This is a genomic window from Dyadobacter chenhuakuii, assembly GCF_023821985.2.
In the GTDB taxonomy this organism is placed as follows: Bacteria; Bacteroidota; Bacteroidia; order Cytophagales; family Spirosomataceae; genus Dyadobacter; species Dyadobacter chenhuakuii.
This window is the reverse complement of record NZ_CP098805.1, coordinates 5,022,145-5,047,092: the sequence shown is the minus strand read 5'-3', so window position 1 is coordinate 5,047,092 and position 24,948 is coordinate 5,022,145. Positions and strand designations below refer to the sequence as shown.

Annotated in this window: 23 protein-coding genes; 16 read left to right on the top strand and 7 right to left on the bottom strand. The window is 44.6% G+C overall.

Going from position 1 to position 24,948, the window contains the following annotated elements:
- Nucleotides 1-29: 29 nt before the first annotated feature.
- Nucleotides 30-1,025 (top strand): ribonucleoside-diphosphate reductase small subunit, encoded by a 996-nt coding sequence (locus NFI80_RS21085; RefSeq protein ID WP_026632363.1) that lies wholly within the window; start codon nucleotides 30-32, stop codon nucleotides 1,023-1,025.
- A 122-nt stretch (nucleotides 1,026-1,147) separates the two neighbouring features.
- Here NFI80_RS21085 and NFI80_RS21080 read toward each other — a convergent pair whose 3' ends face one another.
- Nucleotides 1,148-1,606, bottom strand: coding sequence for a regulatory protein RecX (locus NFI80_RS21080; RefSeq protein WP_235166217.1), 459 nt, complete (start codon nucleotides 1,604-1,606; stop codon nucleotides 1,148-1,150).
- Nucleotides 1,607-1,725: 119 nt separating this feature from the next.
- Between NFI80_RS21080 and NFI80_RS21075 the strand changes: the two genes are divergently transcribed.
- The 4 genes from NFI80_RS21075 to NFI80_RS21060 all read left to right on the top strand — a co-directional run bounded on the left by NFI80_RS21075 (nucleotide 1,726) and on the right by NFI80_RS21060 (nucleotide 4,251).
- Nucleotides 1,726-2,541 (top strand): metallophosphoesterase family protein, encoded by an 816-nt coding sequence (locus NFI80_RS21075; protein ID WP_235166215.1) that lies wholly within the window; start codon nucleotides 1,726-1,728, stop codon nucleotides 2,539-2,541.
- A gap of 173 nt (nucleotides 2,542-2,714) precedes the next feature.
- The gene (locus NFI80_RS21070) at nucleotides 2,715-2,954 is read left to right on the top strand and encodes a hypothetical protein (RefSeq protein WP_235166210.1); all 240 of its coding nucleotides are present in this window, start codon (nucleotides 2,715-2,717) and stop codon (nucleotides 2,952-2,954) included.
- A 784-nt stretch (nucleotides 2,955-3,738) separates the two neighbouring features.
- Nucleotides 3,739-3,951: a hypothetical protein gene (locus NFI80_RS21065; protein WP_235166208.1), complete on the top strand. Its 213-nt coding sequence runs from the start codon at nucleotides 3,739-3,741 to the stop codon at nucleotides 3,949-3,951.
- Nucleotides 3,952-4,008: 57 nt separating this feature from the next.
- Nucleotides 4,009-4,251 carry a hypothetical protein gene (locus tag NFI80_RS21060; protein WP_235166206.1) on the top strand — a complete coding sequence of 81 codons (243 nt, stop codon included), beginning with the start codon at nucleotides 4,009-4,011 and terminating at the stop codon, nucleotides 4,249-4,251.
- Nucleotides 4,252-4,310: 59 nt separating this feature from the next.
- Here NFI80_RS21060 and tyrS read toward each other — a convergent pair whose 3' ends face one another.
- Entirely contained in the window at nucleotides 4,311-5,606 is a 1,296-nt protein-coding gene (gene tyrS / locus NFI80_RS21055; protein WP_235166248.1) for a tyrosine--tRNA ligase, read from the bottom strand.
- Nucleotides 5,607-5,731: 125 nt separating this feature from the next.
- On the opposite strand from tyrS, the gene NFI80_RS21050 reads away from it, so the two are divergent.
- Nucleotides 5,732-7,504 carry a discoidin domain-containing protein gene (locus NFI80_RS21050; RefSeq protein ID WP_235166205.1) on the top strand — a complete coding sequence of 591 codons (1,773 nt, stop codon included), beginning with the start codon at nucleotides 5,732-5,734 and terminating at the stop codon, nucleotides 7,502-7,504.
- Between the two features lies 1 nt (nucleotide 7,505).
- On the opposite strand, the gene NFI80_RS21045 is transcribed toward NFI80_RS21050, so the two are convergent.
- From NFI80_RS21045 to NFI80_RS21035, 3 genes are read right to left on the bottom strand one after another with little or no spacing between them, the layout of a single operon-like run.
- The gene (locus tag NFI80_RS21045; RefSeq protein ID WP_235166204.1) at nucleotides 7,506-8,099 is read right to left on the bottom strand and encodes a Uma2 family endonuclease; all 594 of its coding nucleotides are present in this window, start codon (nucleotides 8,097-8,099) and stop codon (nucleotides 7,506-7,508) included.
- Between the two features lie 56 nt (nucleotides 8,100-8,155).
- Nucleotides 8,156-9,421, bottom strand: coding sequence for an S-adenosylmethionine:tRNA ribosyltransferase-isomerase (locus tag NFI80_RS21040; protein WP_235166203.1), 1,266 nt, complete (start codon nucleotides 9,419-9,421; stop codon nucleotides 8,156-8,158).
- An 8-nt stretch (nucleotides 9,422-9,429) separates the two neighbouring features.
- Nucleotides 9,430-9,942 (bottom strand): hypothetical protein, encoded by a 513-nt coding sequence (locus NFI80_RS21035; protein ID WP_235166202.1) that lies wholly within the window; start codon nucleotides 9,940-9,942, stop codon nucleotides 9,430-9,432.
- A gap of 421 nt (nucleotides 9,943-10,363) precedes the next feature.
- Here NFI80_RS21035 and NFI80_RS21030 point away from each other — a divergent pair, with 421 nt between their 5' ends.
- From NFI80_RS21030 to NFI80_RS21020, 3 genes are all read left to right on the top strand, one after another.
- A complete protein-coding gene (locus NFI80_RS21030) occupies nucleotides 10,364-10,528 on the top strand; it encodes a hypothetical protein (RefSeq protein WP_235166201.1) in 165 nt (54 codons plus the stop codon).
- Nucleotides 10,503-11,063: a cob(I)yrinic acid a,c-diamide adenosyltransferase gene (locus tag NFI80_RS21025; protein ID WP_235166199.1), complete on the top strand. Its 561-nt coding sequence runs from the start codon at nucleotides 10,503-10,505 to the stop codon at nucleotides 11,061-11,063. The genes NFI80_RS21030 and NFI80_RS21025 overlap by 26 nt, the downstream gene beginning before the upstream one ends.
- Before the next feature lie 112 nt (nucleotides 11,064-11,175).
- Nucleotides 11,176-12,243 carry a branched-chain amino acid aminotransferase gene (locus tag NFI80_RS21020; protein ID WP_026632376.1) on the top strand — a complete coding sequence of 356 codons (1,068 nt, stop codon included), beginning with the start codon at nucleotides 11,176-11,178 and terminating at the stop codon, nucleotides 12,241-12,243.
- Between the two features lie 77 nt (nucleotides 12,244-12,320).
- On the opposite strand, the gene NFI80_RS21015 is transcribed toward NFI80_RS21020, so the two are convergent.
- Nucleotides 12,321-13,205, bottom strand: a complete 885-nt coding sequence (locus NFI80_RS21015; protein WP_235166198.1) for an AraC family transcriptional regulator — start codon at nucleotides 13,203-13,205, stop codon at nucleotides 12,321-12,323.
- Between the two features lie 152 nt (nucleotides 13,206-13,357).
- On the opposite strand from NFI80_RS21015, the gene NFI80_RS21010 reads away from it, so the two are divergent.
- The 5 genes from NFI80_RS21010 to NFI80_RS20990 all read left to right on the top strand — a co-directional run bounded on the left by NFI80_RS21010 (nucleotide 13,358) and on the right by NFI80_RS20990 (nucleotide 21,908).
- On the top strand, nucleotides 13,358-15,187 hold the full coding sequence (locus NFI80_RS21010) for a sodium:solute symporter family protein (protein ID WP_235166196.1): 1,830 nt from the start codon (nucleotides 13,358-13,360) through the stop codon (nucleotides 15,185-15,187).
- 334 nt (nucleotides 15,188-15,521) lie between these two features.
- The gene (locus NFI80_RS21005) at nucleotides 15,522-18,722 is read left to right on the top strand and encodes a SusC/RagA family TonB-linked outer membrane protein (protein WP_235161502.1); all 3,201 of its coding nucleotides are present in this window, start codon (nucleotides 15,522-15,524) and stop codon (nucleotides 18,720-18,722) included.
- A 10-nt stretch (nucleotides 18,723-18,732) separates the two neighbouring features.
- The gene (locus NFI80_RS21000; RefSeq protein ID WP_235166194.1) at nucleotides 18,733-20,316 is read left to right on the top strand and encodes a SusD/RagB family nutrient-binding outer membrane lipoprotein; all 1,584 of its coding nucleotides are present in this window, start codon (nucleotides 18,733-18,735) and stop codon (nucleotides 20,314-20,316) included.
- Nucleotides 20,317-20,424: 108 nt separating this feature from the next.
- Nucleotides 20,425-20,940: a cupin domain-containing protein gene (locus tag NFI80_RS20995; RefSeq protein WP_233798851.1), complete on the top strand. Its 516-nt coding sequence runs from the start codon at nucleotides 20,425-20,427 to the stop codon at nucleotides 20,938-20,940.
- Between the two features lie 80 nt (nucleotides 20,941-21,020).
- Entirely contained in the window at nucleotides 21,021-21,908 is an 888-nt protein-coding gene (locus NFI80_RS20990) for a DUF72 domain-containing protein (RefSeq protein ID WP_235166192.1), read from the top strand.
- Between the two features lie 43 nt (nucleotides 21,909-21,951).
- On the opposite strand, the gene NFI80_RS20985 is transcribed toward NFI80_RS20990, so the two are convergent.
- On the bottom strand, nucleotides 21,952-22,896 hold the full coding sequence (locus NFI80_RS20985; RefSeq protein ID WP_252172077.1) for an MBL fold metallo-hydrolase: 945 nt from the start codon (nucleotides 22,894-22,896) through the stop codon (nucleotides 21,952-21,954).
- A gap of 47 nt (nucleotides 22,897-22,943) precedes the next feature.
- On the opposite strand from NFI80_RS20985, the gene NFI80_RS20980 reads away from it, so the two are divergent.
- Nucleotides 22,944-24,428: a cryptochrome/photolyase family protein gene (locus tag NFI80_RS20980; RefSeq protein WP_235166188.1), complete on the top strand. Its 1,485-nt coding sequence runs from the start codon at nucleotides 22,944-22,946 to the stop codon at nucleotides 24,426-24,428.
- Nucleotides 24,429-24,477: 49 nt separating this feature from the next.
- On the top strand, nucleotides 24,478-24,921 hold the full coding sequence (locus NFI80_RS20975; RefSeq protein WP_235166187.1) for a GNAT family N-acetyltransferase: 444 nt from the start codon (nucleotides 24,478-24,480) through the stop codon (nucleotides 24,919-24,921).
- The last annotated feature ends 27 nt before the right edge of the window (nucleotides 24,922-24,948 follow it).

The window sequence follows — 24,948 nt, the reverse complement described above, 5'->3', positions numbered from 1 at the left end:
CTGGTCCCCGTTAAAATTTTTAAATACTTATGTCACAAGAACTTACCAGGCAGGAGCCCCTGTTAGTTGAAGATCCTTTGCGGTTTGTGCTATTTCCGATCAAACATTCCGATATCTGGGAAATGTACAAACGTCATGAAGCGTCTTTCTGGACGGCTGAGGAGATCGATCTTTCTCAGGATATGAAAGACTGGGAGAACCTGAACGACGGTGAAAGGCATTTTATCTCGCACGTGCTTGCATTTTTTGCGGCGTCGGACGGGATAGTGAATGAGAATCTGGCGGTCAACTTTCTGAGCGAAGTACAATATGCAGAAGCGAAGTGCTTTTACGGTTTCCAGATCGCGATGGAGAACATCCACTCCGAAACTTATTCGTTGCTGATCGATACATACATTAAAGATCCGTCTGAAAAAGACCATTTGCTCCGTGCCATTGACACGATTCCCTGCGTGCAGAAAAAAGCGGAATGGGCATTGAAATGGATCAACAGCCCGGTGTTTGCAGAACGCATCATTGCATTCGCAGCTGTGGAAGGAATTTTCTTTTCAGGATCATTCTGCTCCATTTTCTGGCTCAAAAAACGCGGCTTGATGCCCGGACTTTCATTCTCGAACGAGCTGATTTCCCGCGATGAAGGCTTGCATTGTGAATTCGCATGTTTGCTTTATACAAGGCACATTGTGAACCAGTTACCGCAAGAACGCGTGATTGAAATTATGATGGATGCGGTTACGATTGAAAAAGAATTTGTAAGTGAAGCATTACCAGTGTCCTTGATTGGCATGAATGCAGACCTGATGAATCAATATATTGAATACATTGCCGATTTCTGGCTGGAAAGATTAGGCTGCGAAAAACAATTCGGTTCCGCTAACCCATTCGATTTCATGGAGTTAATCTCACTTCCAGGCAAAACAAACTTCTTCGAAAAACGCGTTGGAGAATATCAGAAAGCGGGCGTAATGAGTGGTGTGAAGGACAAAGATTCAGGACATAAGATCTCGTTTGACTCTGATTTTTAAGTAATATGTTAGCTTAAAGCAGCCCTGTCAGCCTGAGCGGAGTCGAAGGCGCGTTACCCAGGAGTAGCGCGCCTTCGACTCCGCTCAGGCTGACAGGCTTTTAGGTTCAGGCTGACAAGCTTTCAGGCAAGCAATTCCTCAACCAGTCTCCAAACCAACTCACTCTCATAACCCTTCCCCAGAGCAAACCTCACCAATTTCTGTTTCAGCTTAAAAGGATCATTCTCTGTTTTCAAAAGCAAAATCCTCTTCTTCTCTAAAAGCGTTTTCAGCCCCTCCAAATAAGCCTTATCCTCAATTTCCCCCATTCCCTTCTCAATGCTATATTGACTCAACCCACGCCGATTCAGCTCCTGCCTGATCTTCATCCGGCCCCAATTTTTGATCCGGAATTTTCCTCCCGCATAAGTTTTCGCGAAGCGTTCTTCACTCAGATAATTCATGGAAATCAGCTCTGCAATGAGCTCGTCGGCCTCATCGCCCCACACATTCCACTTTTTAAGGCGTTGGCGCACTTCATCTTGGGTTCTTTCCTGGTAAGCACAATAAGAAGCAGCTTTTTGCAGGATTAGGCGATCCATGAATAGAATTTTATATTAAATATTCTTAACAAGGTGCAAGAATAAAGAAAATATCATTCGCGAATAACTATTTTTGGAATAATAAAAACACCCCGAACGACCTAAACCTGAACGATTCTATGACATTCAAACGCCGCTCTTTTCTCAAACTTTTACCCGCATTGCCAGGCCTTTCATTTATATCAAAACCAGCAGAAAACAACATTCCCGCAAGAATTTCCATGCGGTTCATCGTTGCCTCCGACGGACATTACGGCCAGCCAAACACCGATTTCAAGCAATTCCACACGGATTTGATCAGCTGGGTAAATCGGGAAAAAATGCAGAAAGGCGTTGATTTCCTATTCTTCAACGGCGACCTTATTCACGACGACCCGACATTGTTATATGATTTCAAAAACACAATCAGCAACCTCAGCGTGCCGTTTTATGTAAGCCGCGGCAATCATGATAAGGTTGGCCTGGATGTGTGGCAAAGCACGTGGGGTTATCCCACAAATCACAGTTTTGCAAAAGGCGAATACGCGTTCATCATCGGCGACACGTCCAACGAAAAAGGCGAATACGTGTGCCCCGACGCAACTTGGCTAAAAAACGAAATCACTAAACACAAAGACAAAAAAGGCATTTTCGTATTCCTGCACATCACCCCCGCCAAATGGACCGTGAATGGAATCGAATGCAAGGAAGTCATCGACCTCTTCGAAAACACCCCCAACATCAAAGCCATCTTCAACGGCCACGACCACGACCAGGACAGCACCAAAATCTACGGCAAAAAACCCTACTTCTTCGACGGCCACTTCGGCGGCAATTGGGGAACGACTTATAAAGGTTACCGGATTGTAGAGATTTATGAGGATAACACTTGGCAGTCCTATCAGTATAACCCGACGGCTGCGCCGGTTTTGAACAGTTTTACTGGGAAGAGTTAGAATTATTTAATTTCGCATCAACACGTTCACCCCCCTTCCCATTAGCACAGGGCGCTCAGGGTGAACTTTTTGCTTTTATAGCGTTGCGAATTTTGGAAAAGATTTCTTTGATAACTCCGAAATTGTGGTGAGTTCAAGCCAAGTTGATAATTTACATAAACTAAATGCACATTATGACACATAAGCTAACTATCGAGGGACATAAAGAAGCAGACATTTTTCTTGTGAAAGAAATTGCTAATCGCCTCGGACTTATAACTTCAGAAATCACTCAACAACGCCTCACTAAAGCTGAATCATTAGCACTGTTAGACAAAATTGCCGGAAGCTGGGAAGGACCAGAAACAGGAGACGAGTTAAATGCTATGATTTACGGTTCCCGTTCTTTCGGGAACAGGGATGTTGAGTTATGAGTAAGCCTGACTGGATCGGCTGATATTTAGCAAGGAGACTGCTAGCGGAGTCGCGCCCCCTATATAAATGTTATCCTATAAACAGTTCGTTCCTCCGGAACGTAAGCTAATGAAAATTCCGGAGGCATTGGAACAGCTTGCATGCCGTTACATCCCTCCGGGATTTTCATATGCATGTAACTCGCTTTTCTACCAATATTGCATCGCTCTGCGATTAATCGCAAAATTCTTAACACGCCCTTTGTGCATAAAACTTTCAACAATCCCAGTGGAATTAGAATATTGGTAGAAAAAGAATATCAACAAAATCCCGGAGGGATGTGATATTGGTAGGAAAAAAGCGCGATCAAATCTATCCAAATCCCGGAGGGATGTAACACACGTTTCTACCAATGTTGCATTGCTCTGCGATTTAATCGCGAAATTCTTAACACGCCCTTTGTGCAAAAAACTTTCAACAATCCCAGTGGAATTAGAATATTGGTAGAAAAATAACATCAACAAAATCCCGGAGGGATGTGATCTTGGTAGAAAAAAAGCGCGATCGAATCTATCCAAATCCCGGAGGGATGTAACACACTTTTCTACCAATATTGTATCGTTCCGCGACTAGTCGCAAAATTCTAGCCGCGCCGCTTGTGCAGAAAAACTTACATAAATCCCGGTGTGATTCCCTGTTTCTAGCAGTATGATTCGGTTTGGTGTTCAGCTTCGGCGGAGCCTGCTAAATACTAAATCAAAATGAGTTTGTTGTATTTTTCGACAAGTTGATTTACATTTGAATATGAAATCATTTTCGTCAATTGACGAAGCTTTTAAGTGGTTTCTTGAAAACGTTTACAAAAATCTTCCTCCTGAGCAGAAAAAGGGACGACTAACATATGCTTGGCGAGATTATACGCATGGAGGAAGCATTACTGAAAAACGGATGAGAGAAATCTTGGAGGATTTTGGCGATATAGAAGTTAAGACTATTGTTAACTACAAGCCGAAATGATTTTTTTTGATCACAACTTGTCGTAAAATACAACAAATTCATAAATACAAATTGCCCATGATAAACACTTCTCAAACAGACAACAGAACATTGCCGGATCACCTAACAATCCTCAAAGAATTCTTCCAAACCGACAAAGCAAGCGAAATAATAGCATCACTGAATCAAAACATTGAAAGCATCCTGTTTACAGAAAACCTCAATTCCATTACACCGGAAATGCGGGTGAACATCACGAATCAACTTCGCGTCGCAACATTACTTTCTAAATTGGAAGGCTGCTTGAAAGAAGTTAGTTGAGCAAAAAAAAGACTTCCCAGGACGAGCCCAGAAAGTCTTTAAAGAATGTTTCAAAATCGTTAAACAACCCTAACCAAGTGATTCTTCTTCCCTTTCGAAATCAACAAAAACCGGTCTTGCAGCAAACTAAAATCACTCAAAACCTGCTCAGCAGAAGTCACTTTTACCTTATTGACACTCACCGCATTTTGCTGAATCGCTCTCCTAGCCTCACCTTTTGATGCATAAATTTCGGATTTGGTAACCGTTGAAATCAAATCCGTAATGTTGGCCGTTTCGCTCCATTCGGCCTTTGTGATCTCCGTTTGGGGCACGCCTGCGAAGATGGTGTCGAATTCGTCGGCTTCGATGCTTTGCAATGTTTCCAATGTTGCTTTGCCGAATAACACTTCTGATGCCTTCAAAACGGTTTGATATGCGCGTTCTGAGTGGATTCGGATTGTGAGTTCGGATGCCAATGCTTTTTGCATGATGCGCAAATGGGGCTCGGCGGCGTGGCTGGTTTCTAATGCTTCGATTTCTTCTTTGTTTTTGAAAGAAAAAACCCTCAGATAACGCGGCAAATCCTCATCGGCTTGGTTGAGCCAGAATTGGTAAAACTCGTATGGAGACGTTTTCTCAGCGTCCAGCCAAATGTTTCCGCCTTCGCTTTTGCCAAATTTCGAACCGTCGGATTTAGTTAAAAGTGGCGTTGTTAATGCGTATGCTTTGAAATAACCTTCTTCGTCGCCTTCTTTGCGACGGATGATTTCGGTTCCGGTTGTAATGTTGCCCCATTGATCGGAGCCGCCCATTTGCAAACGGATATTCTTGTTTTTGTATAAATGATAAAAATCGTAGCCTTGCAGCAATTGGTAAGAAAACTCTGTGAATGAAATTCCCGTTTCCAAACGCTTTTTAACTGAGTCCTTAGACATCATATAATTGACGCTCAGAAACTTACCAGCTTCACGCAGGAATTGTAGAAAGCCAATGTCCTTGAACCAATCATAATTATTAACCATTTCAGCTGAATTCTCACCACAGTCAAAATCAAGGAATTGTTCCAATTGCTTGCGAATGCCTTCCTGATTAATGCGCAATGTATCTTCATCCAAAAACGACCGTTCAGATGCCTTAAACGACGGATCGCCGATCATTCCCGTTGCGCCGCCGATCAATGCAAATGGCTTATGGCCAGCACGTTGAAAGTGAACCAAAAGCATGATCGTAGCCAGGTTACCGATGTGCAACGACGAGGCCGTTGGATCGAAACCGATGTAGCCAGCCGTCATTTCTTTTTTCAGTTGCTCATGCGTTCCGGGCATCATATCATGAAGCATTCCGCGCCAGCGCAGTTCTTCAACAAAATCAATCGTCATTATAAATGGTGTTTCTTATTTCAAAATCGAAGCGCAAAGGTAAACGTTATCGGTTTACCGGGAAAGTGCCTATTTTAGCATGATTAAAAGATTTTCCTGCATTCAAATCTCACATACTAATGATCAGAAATATTTTACAAGCCATTTCCTGCGCATTTATTGTCCTCATTTTCCAGTCTGCCGTTGCACAAACGACCTATTGCAACCCGATGGACATTGATTACAAATACAATTTTGAGCAGTTGAATGAAAAAATAAGTTATCGTTCCGGCGCTGATCCGGTGATCATTAATCATAAAGTTTCGGGAAAAGGCAGTGATTATTACATGTTTGTGACGATTCAGGGCGGTTACTGGCATTCTAAAGACATGATCAACTGGAAATATCTGACTGCCAACCGCTGGCCTTTCGAGGATATGTGCGCACCGGCGGCTGTTTCTGTTCGTGACACGCTTTTTTTGTTCCAATCGACATTCGAATCTCGGCCTATCCTCTATTCCGTTGCACCAGAGAAGGGAATTTGGGAATTTTATAACCGCTGGACGCCGCGCCTGCCGAAGGACATTGGGCCGTGGGATCCGGCCATTTACCACGATCCAGACACCGACAGATGGTTTATGTATTGGGGCTCATCGAATGTCTATCCGATTTTTGGCGCGGAGCTTGACCACAGCAAAAAGCTGGCTTTCAAGGATCAGTATAAGGCCATGTTTTGGTTAAATCAATACGAGCACGGCTGGGAACGCTTCGGCCCGAACCATTCCGATCCATTCAAACCATTCACGGAAGGCGCCTGGATGACCAAGCATAATGGCAAATATTACCTGCAATACGGCGCGCCTGGCACGGAATATAATGTTTACGCCAATGGCACTTACGTCGGCGATGACCCGCTCGGGCCATTCACTTATGCGCCTTACAACCCGGTTTCCTACAAGCCCGGCGGCTTCGCGACCGGTGCCGGGCATGGGAATACATTTCAGGATAATTTTGGCAATTACTGGAACACCGGAACGTCATGGATCGGCTACAATTGGGGCATGGAACGAAGGATTGTAAGATATGCAGCCGGTTTCGACAAAGACGGACAAATGTTCGCCAACACCCGGTTCGGCGACTTTCCGCACAAAATGACAACCAAAAAGTGGGAAGGCAAAGGCGATGAACTTTTCACAGGCTGGATGCTGCTTTCCTACAAAAAACCTGTCACGGCATCGTCCGTTATGGACACCATGTCCGCCGCAAAAATCACCGACGAAAACCCCAGAACTTTCTGGGTCGCCAAACAAAACAAACCCGGTGAAACGCTGACCATTGATCTGCAAAAAGAACAGGAAATCAAAGCAATCCAAGTCAATTATTCAGATTACAAATCAGACATTTTCGACAACAAGCCAGAAGTCGTTTACACACAATTTAAAATTTTGACTTCGGTTGATGGCAAGAAATGGGACGTTGTAAGCGACCTCACGCAGGAGCCCAAACGTGATCGCCCGTGCGCCTACATTGAGCTGGCCAAACCGGTAAAAGCACGCTATGTTCGCTATGAGCATATATATGTTGCTTCACCCAGTCTGGCGATCAGCGAATTCCGTGTTTTTGGAAATGGATTTGGAAAAGCGCCTGAAACGCCCGCAAACTTCTCAGCCATTCTCCAAAAAGACACTAGAAATGCAGACTTAAAATGGGAAAAAGTGCCGGGAGTAATTGGCTATAATGTGCTCTGGGGAATCGCGCCGGATAAATTGTATCAGACTTACCAGTTTTGGAATGATGAGCCGAATACATTTGAGTTAAGGGCATTGAATGTGGGCGTGCCTTATTACTTTGCTATTGAGGCGTTTAATGAGAATAGCGTTTCGAAGATGAGCGAGGTTGTTGGGGTGAAGTGATTTAAACAATCTCTTCATCAGGAATGAAAACGATGTTTTCGTAAATGCCTGAAAGTGTTATGTTAAAATTTAGCAATTCGAAATTGATAATGTCGCTTGGCTGATCAAATGTTTGATACGTCCAAATATCTTTCTGCTCAGTGCGAGTGAAAAGCTCGACATAAAATTCGTTTTGAGACACTAGCATGTAATATTGTAGTGAGGGAATTCCTTTGTACATTCTCAGCTTAAAACCGCGGTCATAGATCGCAGAAGTTCTAGAAAGAACTTCAACCAGAATGCTCGGATGCTTGACGATATATTTTCCGTTCACGTCCTCTTTTGCACAAGTGACGATCACGTCAGGATAAGGATAGAAAAAATTTGGGACAGCCTCAACCTTGATATTTTCTGAGAAAACTCTGCAACCCTTTGGAACAAAAACGCTTTTCAACAGTGACCGAACGTTGTCTACGATATCATTATGATTCATAGTCGTTCCTGCCATGGCGAAAATCTCTCCATCGTAAAATTCATGACGGATTTCGCTTTTCTCCTCCATTTCCAGGTATTCGGCTACGGTGTATTTTTGTTCTGAAATTTGTGCGTGTCCCATATTGGTTGATTTTTCAAAACAAATTACATCAAAATTCGAGCATTTTCAAATTGCACTTAATCCTTCCGCCACAGCAACGAAGAATCCCCATAACTCAAAAACCGATAATCATTCTCCAAAGCCTCAGCGTAAATGCGTTTCCAATCTTGCCCGGTAAGCGCGGCAACTAAGAGAATGAGCGTGGAGCCTGGCTGGTGAAAATTGGTTACTATGGCCTTGCAAAGGCGGAATTTGTAGCCGGGGAAGATGAAGATTTCGGTTTCACCTACAATGTGGTCGGTGTTTTGTTCCTCCATGAAAGCTAAAATTGAATGCAATGCTTCGCTTGCAGATGGAAGATCCTTTTCTTCGAAAGGATAGGGATAAAGCTTTTCTATGAAAAAATCAGTCGTCTCCTGGCGATAGAGCTTTACACCGAACCAATACAAACTTTCCAAAGACCGCAATGATGTAGTGCCGACCGGAATGATCATTTCCAAGTTTTCAAGCAAATCGTTAACCAATTGTTTGGTAAAAACAACCTGCTCCGAATGCATCCGATGCTCGGTTACGGAGCTTACCTTGATTGGCTGGAATGTCCCTGCGCCAACGTGAAGGGTGAGAAAAGATCTCTTAACACCTTTTGATTGGAGTTTTTCAAAAACCTCCGGCGTGAAATGCAGGCCGGCGGTTGGCGCTGCGACTGCGCCGTCGTGATGGGCGTAAACGGTTTGGTAAGTTTCTGAATCGCGTGCCTCAGTGTCGCGGTTCAGATAAGGTGGCAATGGAATTTCGCCAAGAGCTTTTACAATGTCAAGAAAAACACAATCTCCATTCCAATTAAGCAGAACCAAGTTTCGCTCATAATCCTCGTATTTAACACTCAAAACAACAAGCTGACCATTAATGCTGATTTCTGTTGTCAATGTATCGGCTAACTTCCAGCGCTTTTTATTCCCGATCATGCATTCCCAAACGCAGGAATTTTTCACCAACATCGCATCATTAATCACGCGCGTCGGCAGCTCAGGATGCAGCAGGAGAATTTCAACAACGGCTCCTGTTTCCTTTTCAAAATAAGCCCTTGCGGGAATTACTTTGGTGTCATTAAAAACGAGAAGCGTTTCTGCAGGGAGATTTTCAGGCAAATCCGTAAAACGCTTGTGCGCGATTTCGCCGGATTTATAGATTAAAAGCTTCGATTGATCCCGGTTATCCAACGGATATTTCGCAATCCTTTCGTCAGGCAGATCATATGAATAGTCTTCCAAACGAATCGATTCTGCCGCTTTGAGCCAGTCATTTTGCCAATTTTCGCTGCCTTTGGATCCTTCCTCTTTCATTTTCCCTTTTACAATTTGTCCTCAGGAGCTGGCGTCCACAAAAGCCGGAGAGGCAGAAGAAAAACAATGATCATTAATCCCAAGCCAGCATAATACAACCACGAAAAATCGAAAACGTCAAGCTTATATTGCTGACTGTTAATGGTTGCGAGGGCAAAAAGGCTCATCCCAATGATCGTATTGATGACCGCAACGAGGCAGTAAAGCCAGTTGATCAAATGCTCATTCAACTCTTCGCGGTGCTGCGCCCAGACTTTTTTGTTCAGAATAGGCAGGTGCATCGGATCCACATTGGGAATATGTCGCGCAAGGCCGGTTATCAGCACATTATTAAGCAGAAAGAGCGCCATTACGATGTAAAAAATGTGTTCTTTTTCAAGATATTTTTCCGCCAAACCATTGTCTGAGAAATCAACAGCAACCGTCTGCGGAAAAACCGAATAAGTCCATACGAGCGCACCAATAACCAGGACCAACGACAACCAGCGCCATACTTTTATACCAAATGTTGTAACTTTCATGAATCAGTAACCTTCAAGAGGTTTTTTTGCCATAGTAAATTTGGCTGCAAAATTAGGTTGGGGAGTTTCTAAAACCTAATTGGGAACGTTAATGATTATAAATGTTACCTTTGAAAGTTGGCATTTCTTATTACACACTATATACATTTTGATGATTGAATTTGAATGGGATAGCCATAATATTAAACATGTTATAGAGGACTATCCAAGTCGAGAAAATACCATAAGTGAAGTAGAAAGCGTTTTTTAGATCCATTTGTAATCTACCGAAAAGGCAACCATGTTGCTGCCGAGCAGAGATACAGAGCTATCGGTTTAAGCAACTTAGGAAGAATTAATGTTGTTATCTTCACTGTCAATAACGGAAAAATCCGACCTATAAGCAGCTGGCCTGCAAATACACAAACTAGACGACTTTATCATGAAAGAGCGAAAAACTAAGACAATCGCTGTAATCCGAAATCAGCATACGAAGGCGGAGATGAAGGCAATTGAAAAGGAATTATTAGATCCTAATGCGAAAAATTATACGCTTCAGGAAATATTTGAAATGAGTAAAAATGAAAATATACACCAAAACAGGTGACAGAGGAACCACGTCGCTGATTGGCGGGACGCGGTTGAGTAAGGCCCATGTGCGGATTGATGCTTATGGAACTGTGGATGAGCTGAATAGTTATATCGGCATGCTCCGCGATCAGTCGGTGAACGAGCATCGCCGTGATCTTTTAAAGGAAATTCAGGACCGGCTTTTTACGATTGGATCGCATTTGGCTTCGGAATCGGATCAGGTGAAGCGGGTTTTGCCTGATTTGCTGGATACGGACGTGACCTTACTGGAAACTGAAATGGATGTGATTGATTCGCAAATTCCACCTTTGAGAGCATTTGTCCTGCCAGGCGGACATCCGTCGGTTTCGTTTGGGCACATTGCGCGGACTGTCTGCCGACGGGCTGAGCGGGCGGTGATCCATTTGCAGCAGGGAGAAGAGGTTGAGGATATCGTCGTTCGTTACCTGAATAGGCTTTCGGATTATTTATTTATGCTCTGCCGCGCCATGACTTATGAGCTGGAAATTGAGGAAGTTACGTGGAAACCGAGGGTCGCTCCAAAAAAATAATTGTTATACTAAATATCTGTTGATTATTGATTTATTTTTTTAAATTGCGAGACTTAGGAAAGCCGCAAAACTTCCTCAAAAAACAATATCCGCAATCTAAATTTTTGGCATTATGACAGCCGACACGTTGCAAATAGAGGTTCAGCAGACAACAAATTCACGTTTGCAAGAGGTTGATTTCAACAATCTCGTTTTTGGCCGGAACATTTCCGACCACATGTTTATCGCCGAATATCGCGAAGGCCAATGGCAAGACCTCCGGATCGTCCCTTATGGTGATCTCGCGCTAAGTCCTGCAACAGCCGCGCTGCATTACGGTCAGGCTATTTTTGAAGGCATGAAAGCCTATAAAAGTGCCGAAGGAGAAGTGCTTCTTTTCCGCGCTATCGACAACTGGAAACGTCTGAATAAATCCGCCGAACGCCTTTGCATGCCTACAATCCCGGAAGAAATCTTCATGAGCGGGCTTACAGAATTGCTTCGTCAGGATGCGGACTGGGTGCCTTCACAAGAAGGTTGCTCGCTATACATTCGCCCTTACATGTTCGCAACGGACCCCTATATTGGCGTAAAACCATCTGATTCTTACTACTTTATCATATTCACAAGCCCGGTTGGCACGTATTATGCGAAGCCTCCGCGGGTAAAAGTGGAAACGCATTTTATCCGTGCTGCCGAAGGTGGCGTAGGCGCAACCAAATGTGCCGGAAACTACGCAGGTTCATTGTATCCGGCGAAACTGGCGCAGCAGGAAGGTTACGATCAATTGATCTGGACCGACGCCCGCGAGCACGCATACATTGAGGAGTCCGGAACGATGAACATTATGTTTATCCTGGACGGCAAGCTAGTTACGCCATATGTTTCCGAAACCACATTAGACGGCATCACGCGTAAAAGCATCGTTGCCATTGCACAGCACTGGGGCATTCCGGTGGAAGAACGCCGTGTTAGTGTGAAAGAAATCATTGACGGCCTGAAAGACGGAAGTCTGGAAGCTGCATTTGGTGCTGGAACGGCGGTTGTGATCTCTCCATTCGCGAGCATTGCCTACGAAGGCGTGGATTATCCTCTTCCTGAAATCAAAGAAGATTCATTTGTCAATAAAGTAAAGCGTTACCTGACGGATTTACGCACTGGCAAAGAGGAAGATACATTTGGCTGGATGCTGAAAGTATAGTTCTGATATTTTATACAAAAGGCCCGGTTAAGCGATCTTAACCGGGCCTTTTGATTTATACATTAACAGGGCTTGTTTTATATAAATGTCCTCGTCCCTGAATAATTGTCGCGGAATTCCTTTGGCGTGCAGCCATTTTTATTCTTGAAAATCCGGTTGAAATAGGACAAATTATTGAACCCGCATTTGTAAGCAATCTCCGAAATCGTGTTCGTCGTATTAATCAGCGAGCGTGATGCATGGCCGAGCCTTATCTCATTCAGGCTTTCGATGAATGTCTTGCCTGTCCGTTTTTTGATAAATCTACTAAACGAAACTTCCGACATGCCGGCCAGCTTGGAAATGCCTTCCAGATTGATCTCTTTGTCGTAATTATCGCGCATATAAGCAAACACTTTTTCGATTCTTCTGCTGTTATAATTAACGTTTTCGCCTGTAAATGTGCTGTTTGAAAGCGTTCGCATGTTTCTGGAAACGGACAGATCGTGCAGGATAGACATCAATTCAAGAATAGAATCAAAACCACTCTTTTGAACAAGGGCTGTAAGCCGGGGCGTAATGCGTTCAATGGTTTCTCTGGAAAATGCGATTCCTTTCGACGATTTCTCAAGCAGTGAGCGGACGAAAAACAGCTGGTTGCGTTTCAGGAATTTGTCGTCAAACAAGTCGCGATGAAACTGAACGGTGATCTCCTGCACTTCGGGAACGCCTTCCTGCCATTTATACGCATTTGTTAACCACCCATGCGGCAAATTATTTCCAACCAACACCAGCTCCGCATCGTCAATGACCTCGGTATGGTCCCCCACGATCCGCTTCACACCCTTACCCGACAGCACGAGGTTCAGCTCAAATTCATCGTGGCTGTGTAAAGGAAAATCGAAAACGGTTTTTTTCCTGTCAAAGATTGTAAAGCAGTCATACTGAGTCAATGGGGTAATTTCACGGTAAATTTCACTCATACAGATCTTGGTTACAGAATGTGCTAAATATAATGATTTCGTGATAATAATCAGCGATGGGCAAGGGGAAGAATTGGCGTTACATATTGAAATCTGTCATTAGTATTCTAAATTCACTGTGATAAAAATACCATGGACGCCGGACCTTCTTCATGAAAATAAAACTGATTGATTTCCTTGTCATCATTGCCTATCTGCTGCTGGTAACGGTGATTGGAATCATACTCAAAAAACAGGCGCAAAAGAGTAAAAATGATTACATGCTTGGCGGGAGATCCATGCCGTTCTGGATGTTGGGCGTTTCCAATGCGTCGGGAATGTTCGATATCTCCGGAACCGTCTGGATGGTTTCCATCATGTTTGTTTACGGTGTAAAAAGCATTTGGCTGCCGTGGTTATGGCCGGTTTTTAATCAGATATTTATGATGGTGTATCTATCCATCTGGTTGCGGCGATCCAATGTTTCAACGGGCGCTGAATGGATGCTCACACGGTTTGGGGATAAAAAAAATGCGTTGCCATCACATAAGACCATAATTGCCTTCGCGCTCCTGAGCTGTCTGGGTTTTATGGCCTACGGATTTATCGGATTGGGCAAGTTTATCGAAATTTTTATTCCCTGGCATTTTGTCCAGCCATATTTGCCATTTACAATTAGTGCAGCATATGCGGCGCATGTTTATGGCGTCATTTTTACATTGTTTACGGTTTTTTATTCACTACTCGGTGGCATGAAAAGTATCGTCTGGGCCGATCTGATCCATTATGCGATCATGGTTGTCGTATCTGTCGCCATCGCTGTCATTGCTATGACCGCGTTACACGATGCCCGATCGCTGCCTGTGCCGATGGGTTGGAATAACCTGTTTTTTGGCAAAGAACTGGATCTGGATTGGAGCACGCATATTCCTGAGGTGAACGAAAAAATTAAGGCCAATGGCTTCTCACCTTTTGGTTATTTCTTTGCGTTGATGACGGCCAAGGGCATTTTGGCGAGTCTGGCCGGGCCTGTTCCGAGCTATGATATGCAAAAAGTCCTGTCGGCAAAAACACCTCGCGAAGCTGCCCTTATGAGCATGATCGTGAATGTGGTGCTGCTTCCTACGCGTTACCTGCTTATTATCGGCGTCACCGTTCTCGGATTGCTATTTTATAAAGATCTCAGCATTTCAATCGCCGACAAAACGGATTTTGAGCGGATCCTACCTGCTGTACTCAACACCTATATTCCCTCAGGCTTGCTTGGATTGGTGTTAGTTGGACTGATGGGCGCTTTTATGGGGACATTTGCGGGGACATTCAATGCTGCGCAGGCTTACCTTGTTAATGATATTTATCTAAAATCCTTTAATCCAAAAGCGACCAACAAGCAGATTTCCAGGATGAATTACCTGCTGGGCCTTGCCGTGGTAACGATCAGCATCTTGCTGGGTTTTTTGGCGCAAGACGTCAACAGCATTCTGCAATGGATCGTTTCCGCGCTTTTTGGTGGTTATATTGCTTCCAATGTTTTGAAATGGCATTGGTGGCGGTTTAATAGCAGTGGTTTTTTCTGGGGAATGCTCTCCGGCATCCTTTGCGCTTTGGCAGCGCCATCCATTTTCCCGGGAACGGTCCCGCTTTTTTATTTTCCAATAATCCTGCTCATTTCAACAATTGGCGCAATAACCGGCTCATTACTGACGCCCGCAACGGATTTTGATACATTGAAAAAATTTTACAAAACGGTCCGCCCGTGGGGATTTTGGAAACCTGTGGCCATTGCTGTAAAATCGGAAGATCCATCATTTGAGCCCAACCGTCGTTGCAAATGGGATATGTTTAATGTTGTGGTGGGCATCACGGCGCAGACTTCCATCACCGCCTTACCTGTATTTCTGGTGCTGCTCATGCCCGAACAAACCGCCATCGCAGCAGCCACACTGGCCGTTTCAGCATGGGTTCTCTGGAAAACCTGGTACAGGCAGTTACCCGATCATTAAATCATAAAAACCTGACTGCCACAAGGAAATTACCACTAAAACGGCTAAACAATACTTGAACGTATATAGCAAGGCGACACTCTGGAAAATAGTGTCAGCAAGGAGAATTTGCCTTCACAATTTTTCTTAAAGGTTAATGCTGATAAACAAGGCATTAGAGCAAATATTACTGCAAAAAAATAGCCCTGATATCTTGAACAACTGTCAAAAATGTGTTATTTTTAGATAAAAAAGAACTATAAAGGTATGCTCTTCGAAGTGGTATATTTGAACCGGATTGTTCAAGATCCAATGTTATGAATTGATTAACCTATTTTCCAGAAAAAGAAAGCGTATGAAAAAACTTGTACTGAACATTGTGTTGGTACTGCTCTCCATGCTCGCCCTCCAGGGCTATGCACAGGATATGACAGTATCCGGGAAAGTAAATGATGCATCCGGCGGAGAAATCGCCGGTGTAAACGTGGTGGTAAAGGGAACAACCCGGGGAACTACCACGAACGACAAGGGAGAATATTCCATCTCAGTCGAAAAGGGGAAAACATTGACATTCAGCTATATTGGTTATGTTTCGAAAGAAATTGTTGTCAATGCGAGTGTGCTTGATGTGAATCTTGCAGCAGAAGCCACTGCCCTGAATGAAGTTGTGGTTACTGCACTTGGTATCAGTCGTGATAAGCGTGCATTGGCCTACTCCATTACAGAAGTGAGTGGCAACAACCTGACGGCTGCCCGTGAAGCTAACCTTGGAAATTCCTTGGCAGGACGTGTTGCAGGTGTGAATGTGAGCAAAGTGGCATCTGGCCCGGCCGGATCTTCCCGTGTGATCATTCGTGGTAATAAATCGCTGCAAGGCAATAACCAACCGCTTTATGTAATTGATGGTATCCCCATGGATAACAGCAACTTCGGACAAGCGGGCCTTTGGGGCGGTTCTGATGAAGGAGATGGTCTTTCGAGTATTAACCCTGATGACATTGAGTCCATTACGGTGTTAAAAGGCGCCAATGCAGCGGCGCTTTACGGCTCGCGTGCAGCCAATGGTGTTATTAACGTCACCACAAAACGCGGCACGAAAAGAAAAGGCGTCGGCATTGAATTCGGCTCAAACTATGTTTTCGAAAAACTCAATGACCTTTCTGATCTGCAACATTCATACGGAGCTGGGGGTTACGTAAATGGTGTTGCAAGCAAGCCATCAAACCAGGCGCAGGCTTATGACTGGGGTGATGATTCGTGGGGACCAAAATTTGACAATAGCGAAGCAATCGGTTTCGATGGTAAAATGCACCCATATTCCTACGCTGGCGACAATTTCTCCCGTTACCTGAAAACAGGGCATGCTTTTACCAATAACCTGGCATTCTCAGGCGGAAATGAAACACAGAATTTCCGGGCATCTGTTACCAACCTGAAAAGCACGACCATTATCCCTAATTCAGGGTTTGACCGGATTAACCTTTCACTTTCAACGCAATCGAAATTTGGCAAAAGACTTTCTTTCGATGCCAAAGTGCTTTATTCAGAGGAAAAGGCGAAGAACAGACCAAATGTTTCCGATTCCCCTGGTAATGCGATCCAATCAATCTGGCGGATTCCGGGCGACCAGAATGTGCTTGATTATTACGGAGATCCTGCCAAGCCGGGTGCAATTCCAGCAGGCACCGATCCAGCCAGCCTGGCCATCTGGGGTGTTTCCGAGTCGAGAGCAGTAGGAGAAGAAATGCAGCAAGCCAGCAACAACTGGGGCCAAAATCCATACTGGGTTGCTTATCAGTTCATTAAATCGGATCAGAAAAACAGGATTATTACTTCCGGTCAGTTGAAATATCAGATCACCGACTGGCTTTTCATCCAGGGACGGGTTGGTTTGGACAAGTACAGCAGACGCGCAGAGTCCCTCACACCCGAAGGAACCGGTTACCAGCGTGGCGGCGCCAGAAACCTTGGAAACTGGAACGTTTCGGAGCTTAATGCAGAGTATACAATCGGTGCGAGCAAGGAGTTTGGCAAATTCGGTTTCACTGCATTTGCAGGTGGAAACCGGATGAGAAGAAAATATGAATACACAAACGTTTACGGAAACGGCTTTAATGTTCAGTTTTTCCCGGCTTTGAACAACGTAAAAGACAGATCTTTCACTTATGACCCTAAGGAAAGCGGCATTAATTCGTTGTTAGGATCTGCCGAAGTTTCGTATGGCGGTTATTTGTTCCTTACGGCAACGGCAAGAAACGACTGGTTCTCAGTGCTTAACCCTGAAACAAACAGCATTTTGTATCCTTCTGTTGGTGGTAGCTTTGTATTTTCTGATGCTTTCAAAGGACTTCCATCCTGGCTGTCTTATGGTAAAGTAAGGGCGTCGTGGGCGCAGGTGGGCAATGTTACCATTGATGCTTATCAAAACAACCTGACTTACTCCCTGAACGGAAACCCGCATCTGGGCATTCCTATGGCATCATTCTCGCAGGCGATGGGTAACGGCGGAAACATTCCTAACCCGGCTCTAAAACCACTGACAGTTACAGAGACGGAAGTTGGAATCGATTTCAGGGTGTTTAATAACAAACTGGGCATCGACTTCACGTATTACGATCAGCAAACCACGGACGATATCCTGAATGCTACGATTTCACGGGCATCTGGCTTCGGAAGCACTTCGGTGAATTTGGGTAAATTACAGAACCGCGGTTTGGAGCTTTTGTTATCCGCAACGCCACTTAAAAGCAACAATCTGGTTTGGGACCTGACGGTAAACCTTGCAAAAAACAATAGTAAGGTAAAATCGCTGATCGAAGGAACAACCGAGTTGGTGATGGACGAACCAAGAACCCGGAATGCCTTTATCAAAAACGTTGTTGGCCAACCGTTTGGAATGATCACGGGCCGTGTGCAAAAAATGTCGCCTGATGGCCAGCCGGTATTCGATAAAGACGGTCGTCCGGTGAGTGAGGCGGGATATAAGGTGATTGGAAATGGTATTGCAAAGATGACAGGCGGCGTAACCAACTCATTCAATTACAAAGGATTCGACCTTTCTTTCCTGGTTGACTTCAAAGTGGGCGGCGACATTCTTTCCGGAACGAACATGAGACTGGATCAATGGGGATTAAGCAAAAATTCCCTGAAAGGCCGTGAAGGAGAAGAGCCACTTACAGTGACCGGTGTTACCCAAGAAGGCACCGAATACAAGCCATTTACGAAAACATTAACGCCTCTGGAAGCATACAATTACTGGGGAGCTGTGGGTGGTGAAGGCGATAATGCTGTAACCACAATGTATCTCTACGATGCGTCATTCATCAAATTGAGACAGCTTACGGTGGGTTATTCTTTTCCTAAAAAGCTGCTTGGCAAAACGCCTTTGCAAAACCTGACACTTTCATTCGTGGGTCGTAACCTGGCTATTCTGTTCAAGAACACGCCGAACATTGATCCTGAATCGAATTATGCGAATGGTAACTCCCAAGGTTTCGACTACTTCGGGTTTCCTTCGACACGCAGCTACGGTTTCAATTTGAGAGCAACATTCTAATTTACCAAAGATGAAAAATTTGAAAAAATATATCAAATACGGATTGGCAGTGGCCTTGGTGACAGGATGTGATACCAAGCAATTGCACGATCTGAACATTAACCCGCAGGCCCTGAACGAAGTAAATCTGAACTTCATTTTTACGTCGGCTGAACTGGGCATTGCCTCCAATGGTACAACGGGCGACAACCGCTACATCGACTGGCGGACTAACATCGGCATGTTTTCCTATGCCATTCAGCACCTGGCCAACTCGGGCGGCGGCATTGCGCCTGGCGATAAATACACCGTTAATGCGGAAACAAACGCTGCGCCATTTGAATTTACTTACAATGATCAGCTCAAAAACATTGCTGAGATTCTGAAACAGTCCGGACCGGGCGGTTTTGCGGAAGGTAAATACAAAAACACGCGCGAAGCTTCCCGGATCCTCCGTGCATTCAGTTTTGCCCGTCTGACGGATTTGTATGGAAACATTCCTTATTCGGAGGCAAATAAAGGCATTGAAGGCATATTTTTCCCAAAATATGATACGCAGGATGTAATCTACGCCGACTTGCTGAAAGAGCTCGATGAGGCAACAGCAGCATTAAGCACTTCCAATCCGGATGAGGGGTTCAAAGCAGCGGATTTCATCTACAACGGTGACATTGCCAGATGGAAAAAATGGGGTTATTCTTTAATGCTTCGCCTGGCAATGCGTATTTCTAATGTGGATGCGGCCAAAGCGGCAACTTACGTAACCAAAGCAGCTGCGGGAGGTGTTTTCACAAGCAATGCAGACAATGTGTGGGTGAAAATGGCCGATGGCCCGAGCGAGTGGGTGAATCAGAACGGTATTTCGCGTGCGTTTGATGCGGGTGATGGCGGTCAGCCTACTTATTTAAGTGCGACATTGGTTAATTTCCTGAAAGGTGCGAACCCGGCTGTTGCCACAGATGATGATCCGCGTTTGATGATCATTAGCGGCGGAATAGGCAGCGGAACGGTGATTACGGACCCGGTGAAGCAAAAAGGAATGCCTAACGGATATGATCTGGCGATGCTTGAAAAATTGGAAAACAAAAAGCCGATCGATGTCTCTACAACCTATTCAAGAATTAATTCAAAAATGTTGCAGGATTCTGATCCTTACCAGATCATGAATTATGGCGAAGTGGAGTTCCTGCTTGCTGAGGCGATTGAGAGAAAGATTGGAACCGGCATTGCAGGCACAGCCAAATCACATTATGAGGCCGGCGTGAAGGCTTCTATGCAAATGTACACGCCATTCGACGCGTCCCTGACCGTGTCCGATGCAGCGGCTGCCAAATATCTGACGACCTATCCTTATGGCGTTACAAAACCAGCCCTTGAAATGATCGGTGAGCAAATGTGGGTGAACAAATTCTTCAACTGGTGGGAAGCATGGTCCGACTGGAGAAGAACGGGATTCCCTAAATTGACACCAACCAACTATCCAGGCAATGTAACAGGCGGAACAATCCCGGTAAGACTTCGCTACCCAACCAACGAAGTGGCAGGAAACCCGAATTACCAAACCGGGGCAACATTACCTGACGACTTCACTACCAAAGTTTGGTGGGACAAATAATATAAGTTAGTAGATATAATTCAAAAGGTGCCCTGAATATTTTGGGGCATCTTTTTGTTTTTTATCCTAATTTTGAAACCATCACTGATTTTACCAACATCACAATTTATGATACAATCTTTCACCGCGACAGCCGATAAGGATGTTGTATTTGCCAAAGTTCAGCAGTTTATCGACGAACAGGGTTTCACTGTTGTAAGCAAGGATCATTCGCGGCCGTGGGGCGGTTTTTTTGTTTTGGAAGAAACGGAAGCTCCGAAATTCATATCCACATTCTTCCCTCATTTGTCGCTTGAAGATTTTGCAGGTTACGAAAAACTGAGCCCTAAAATATTGGTTGTAGCGCCTAATAAACGTCTTTCCTGGCAGTATCATCACCGTCGCGCTGAAATTTGGAAGGTAATTGGCGGCAATGCGGGCATTGTGATCAGCGATACAGACGAAGAAACACCATTGCGCCAATTGCCGATCGGGACAGTTGTGGAACTGCAAAAAGGAGAGCGTCATCGCTTGGTAGGGGTTGACGAATGGGGTTTTGTGGCAGAAATCTGGAAACATACAGATGCCGCAAATCCATCCGATGAAGACGATATCGTTCGCGTCCAAGACGATTTCGGCCGATAATTCATGAGATTTTTCCGTCGGTTTAAACCGACGGAAATTCTTCTTTATATATATCATTGATCCATTTTAGACATTAGACCATGAAATTCGGGAAAGTTGATAATCCAGAAGATGTTGATTTTAAGTTGCCGGACGATGCGGCTGCTAACAAGCAATTGTTGAACGACGCAAAGAAAGGCAAGCCGAATATTTACATTGGTTGTGCTAAATGGAACAAGGCAGATTTAAAAAGTTTTTATCCGAAAGGAACAAAGGATGAGCTCGGTTACTATGCAACTCAATTCAACAGCATTGAACTGAATGCGACTTTTTATAACAACTTTCCCGTAGAAACGATCGAAAGCTGGTATAACAAAACGCCTGCTGAATTCCGGTTTTTCCCGAAACTGCACCAGGGCATTAGCCATTGGAAACGCCTGAAAGATGCGAAAGAGCCCACAGAAGTGTATCTGGATGGCATCGCACATTTGCAGGAAAAACTGGGCATGCTCTTCCTCCAGATGCCCGACAATTTCGGCCCGAAAAACTGGGACGTTTTGAAAGCATACCTGGAAGAATGGCCTTCCGGCTTCCCGCTTGCATTGGAACTACGCCACACAGGCTGGTACGACGGCTCATTCAACAGCGACGAGCTTTACGAGGTTTTGGAAAAAAATAACATTACCCACATTGTCACAGACTCCGCCGGTCGCCGCGACTTACTGCACATGCGCCTGACCACGCCGACTGCATTTGTGCGTTATAATGGTGCCAATGTGGATTCCGATTATACGAGGCTGGATGACTGGTTTGAGCGATTGAGATTGTGGGTGGAAGAAGGAATTGAGAACATTTACTTTTTTGTCCACCAAAATCATGAAGAGGCTTCTCCGTTGCTTTCCGCTTACTTGATAGAAAAATTCAACGAAAAGCTCGGAATGGAGCTCAAAGTGCCTGTGCATCCGACGCCGGTTCCTGCTAAAAAATAATGCTTTCAACTTCCGGGTGCATGTTATTTCGGCCCGGAAGTTGTTATTTCAATTCAAATGCTTTGCCCTGTTCCGGGAAAATAAGGTTTAATCCAAGCGCATTATCACTCGCTAATTCCGCCTTAATCTGCGACTCATTATCTGCCGTTGGCTTCATATGTGTGATAATTACATTCAGGCCCTTCAAGCTTCCTGCGCCTGAGATTTCTGACAGCACATTCAATTCTTTCATCAGCCATTTTGGCGTTAAATGTCCGTATAATTGTCTGTCCGGCTGCTTGTTAGTATAAGATACTTCTAAAAATATTCCCGCCAACTGTTTTGCCTTCACCAGCGGCGCAACCGCCTTCCAGACCTGCTGCATTTTATCAGACTTCTCAATTTCGTCAGGACCTGTATCACCAAAATACAGGACATATTTTTCGCCTTTCCGGATTAGAAATGCAGTGCTTTCGTATGGATTGGAATGACTTAGTTTAAATATTTTCACGGACATTTCCGTCTGCTCAATATCAACTTCCTGATCCTCACCAAGCATTTTATAACTATACTTTTTCAAAGCCGGACTCGCACCTTCGTTCGTCAGGTTAGGCCAGCTTTTCCAATTGAAATAATGGCTTTTCAGCGTTTCAATGCAATATTCTGTGCCATAAACATTCTTCGCCGTGTCTTCCACCGAATTGATCACCATGCCCGAAACGTGATCCAAATGTGGATGGGAAATCAAATAAGCCTTGATATATTTTCTCAAAACAACATCCGCGGCAACTGAGAACGCCTTGTTTGTCAATGCTTTGGAAATCCCATTCGTCACAGTCCCCGCATCCAAGCAAACATAAGCATTGGAATTTACCGGTGCGACCATGTAGGCCGACAGGTTTCCATCATCCCCGCCTCCCCTAACCCCCAAAGGAACGACTCGGAAGCTGTTTTGAGCAGAACAAACAGAAACAAAACAGGTTAAGAGCAAGAATGCAAGGATTCGCATGGTTTTAGTAAGGAAGTTGGTCGGCATGTATCGATAATGAATAGCAAATGAAGGCAATTACGTTAATTTTTCCACATCAGTTGTTTCATCCCCATCCGGCTGTTGCAGCGGGAAGAGAGGTTTTTCTGATGGAAGAGGATCTATATTTCAACCAATTTTCATTTCACAAGCACAAATTATTCTTCCACCGCGCTTCGATGCAGGCTTACAAGCTGCATTTAGAAAGCCAGAAATTAAATGTGCATTACATTGACGCGCAGGATCTGCTGGCTGATGTCCGGAAACTGGTTCCTATGCTTAAAAAAAAGGGTGTTGAAGAAATTTTCTATGTGAATGTTACCGATAACTGGCTCCAAAAACGACTTTCAACGTCTGCAAAGATGAACAATATCGAGCTGATCGAGTTTGAAACGCCGATGTTCGTGAATTCCAAAGAAGATCTGGAAATGTATTTCATGAACAAGAAAAGATATTTCCAGGCAGATTTTTACAGTGCTCAGCGCAAAAAATACAAGATCCTGCTGGACGAAGACGGTGACCCGGAAGGTGGCAAATGGAGTTTTGATACGGAAAACCGATTAAAATTCCCCAAAAAACAAATGCCGCCAACTATTCATTTCCCGGCTTCAAATGAGCATTATGACGAAGCGAAACGTTACGTCGGGCAACATTATAAGGACAATTACGGCGACATTCCCGACGAAATCCGCTTCCCGATCACCACCGAAGAAAGCGAGGCCTGGCTCGATCAGTTTATGGAAAAGCGTTTTGAAGAATTTGGCAAATACGAGGATGCCATGGTGATTTCAGAACATTTTCTCCATCACAGCGTGTTGACGCCCATGCTCAATACAGGCTTACTAACGCCTAAAAAAGTCATAAACGCAACCATAAAGTATGCGCGAAAACATGATATTCCGCTCAACTCACTGGAAGGCTTTATCCGGCAGATCATTGGCTGGCGGGAGTTTATGCATGGGGTTTACGAATACAAAGGCAGCATAGAGCGGACGCGAAATTATTGGGGCTATACACGCAAAATCCCTGAAACGTTCTGGACCGGCACAACAGGCATCGAGCCGGTTGATATTGTTATCAGGAAAGTCCTCGATATCGGTTACTGCCATCACATTGAGCGCTTAATGGTGCTGGGAAACTTCATGCTATTATGCGAATTCGACCCTGATGACGTTTATCGCTGGTTTATGGAGCTTTTTATTGACGCATACGACTGGGTAATGGTCCCTAATGTCTACGGAATGAGCCAATTCGCAGACGGTGGATTACTAGCAACCAAGCCTTACATTAGCGGCAGTAATTATCTGATGAAAATGAGCGACTTCCCCAAAGGCGACTGGCAGCAAACCTGGGACGGACTTTTCTGGCGGTTTATGGATAAAAACAGAAAATTCTTCCTGAAAAACCCACGCTTGGGTATGCTCATCCGCACATTCGACAACATGGATGAAGGAAAGCGAAAAGCACATTTGCAGCACGCAAATGATTTCCTGACCAAATTGGACAAACAATAATCTGCTATTAATCCTCTAATTTCGCGATCCATTTCCCGACACGCGACCAATGATCAGAACAAACAGCGAAAACCCCGATTTCAAAAAGCTAACCGACCAGCTGGACGACGAACTTTGCGCTATTTACAATACCAATAAGGCTGATTACGAAGACTATAACCGCATTACCAATCTGCCAACCGTGCTTCTTGCTTACGAAAATAATACGGTCGTAGCCTGCGGCTGTTTCAAGATTTACGACGAAAGCACGATAGAGTTAAAGCGCATGTTTGTCGTTCCGGCGTTCCGCGGCAAAGGCATCGCCTCCACCATGGTACGCGAACTGGAACAATGGGCCATCGAACTAGGCTACAAAAATGCCGTCCTGGAAACCGGCACTGGCCAGCCCCAAGCCATCGCAATGTATCAAAAACTAGGCTACACCAACGCCGAAAAACCCGGGCAGAATGAGGAGATCGGGCATAGCGTGTTTATGGTGAAGCGGTTGGTTTGAAACATTTTCCAAGAAGATTCTTTTTTA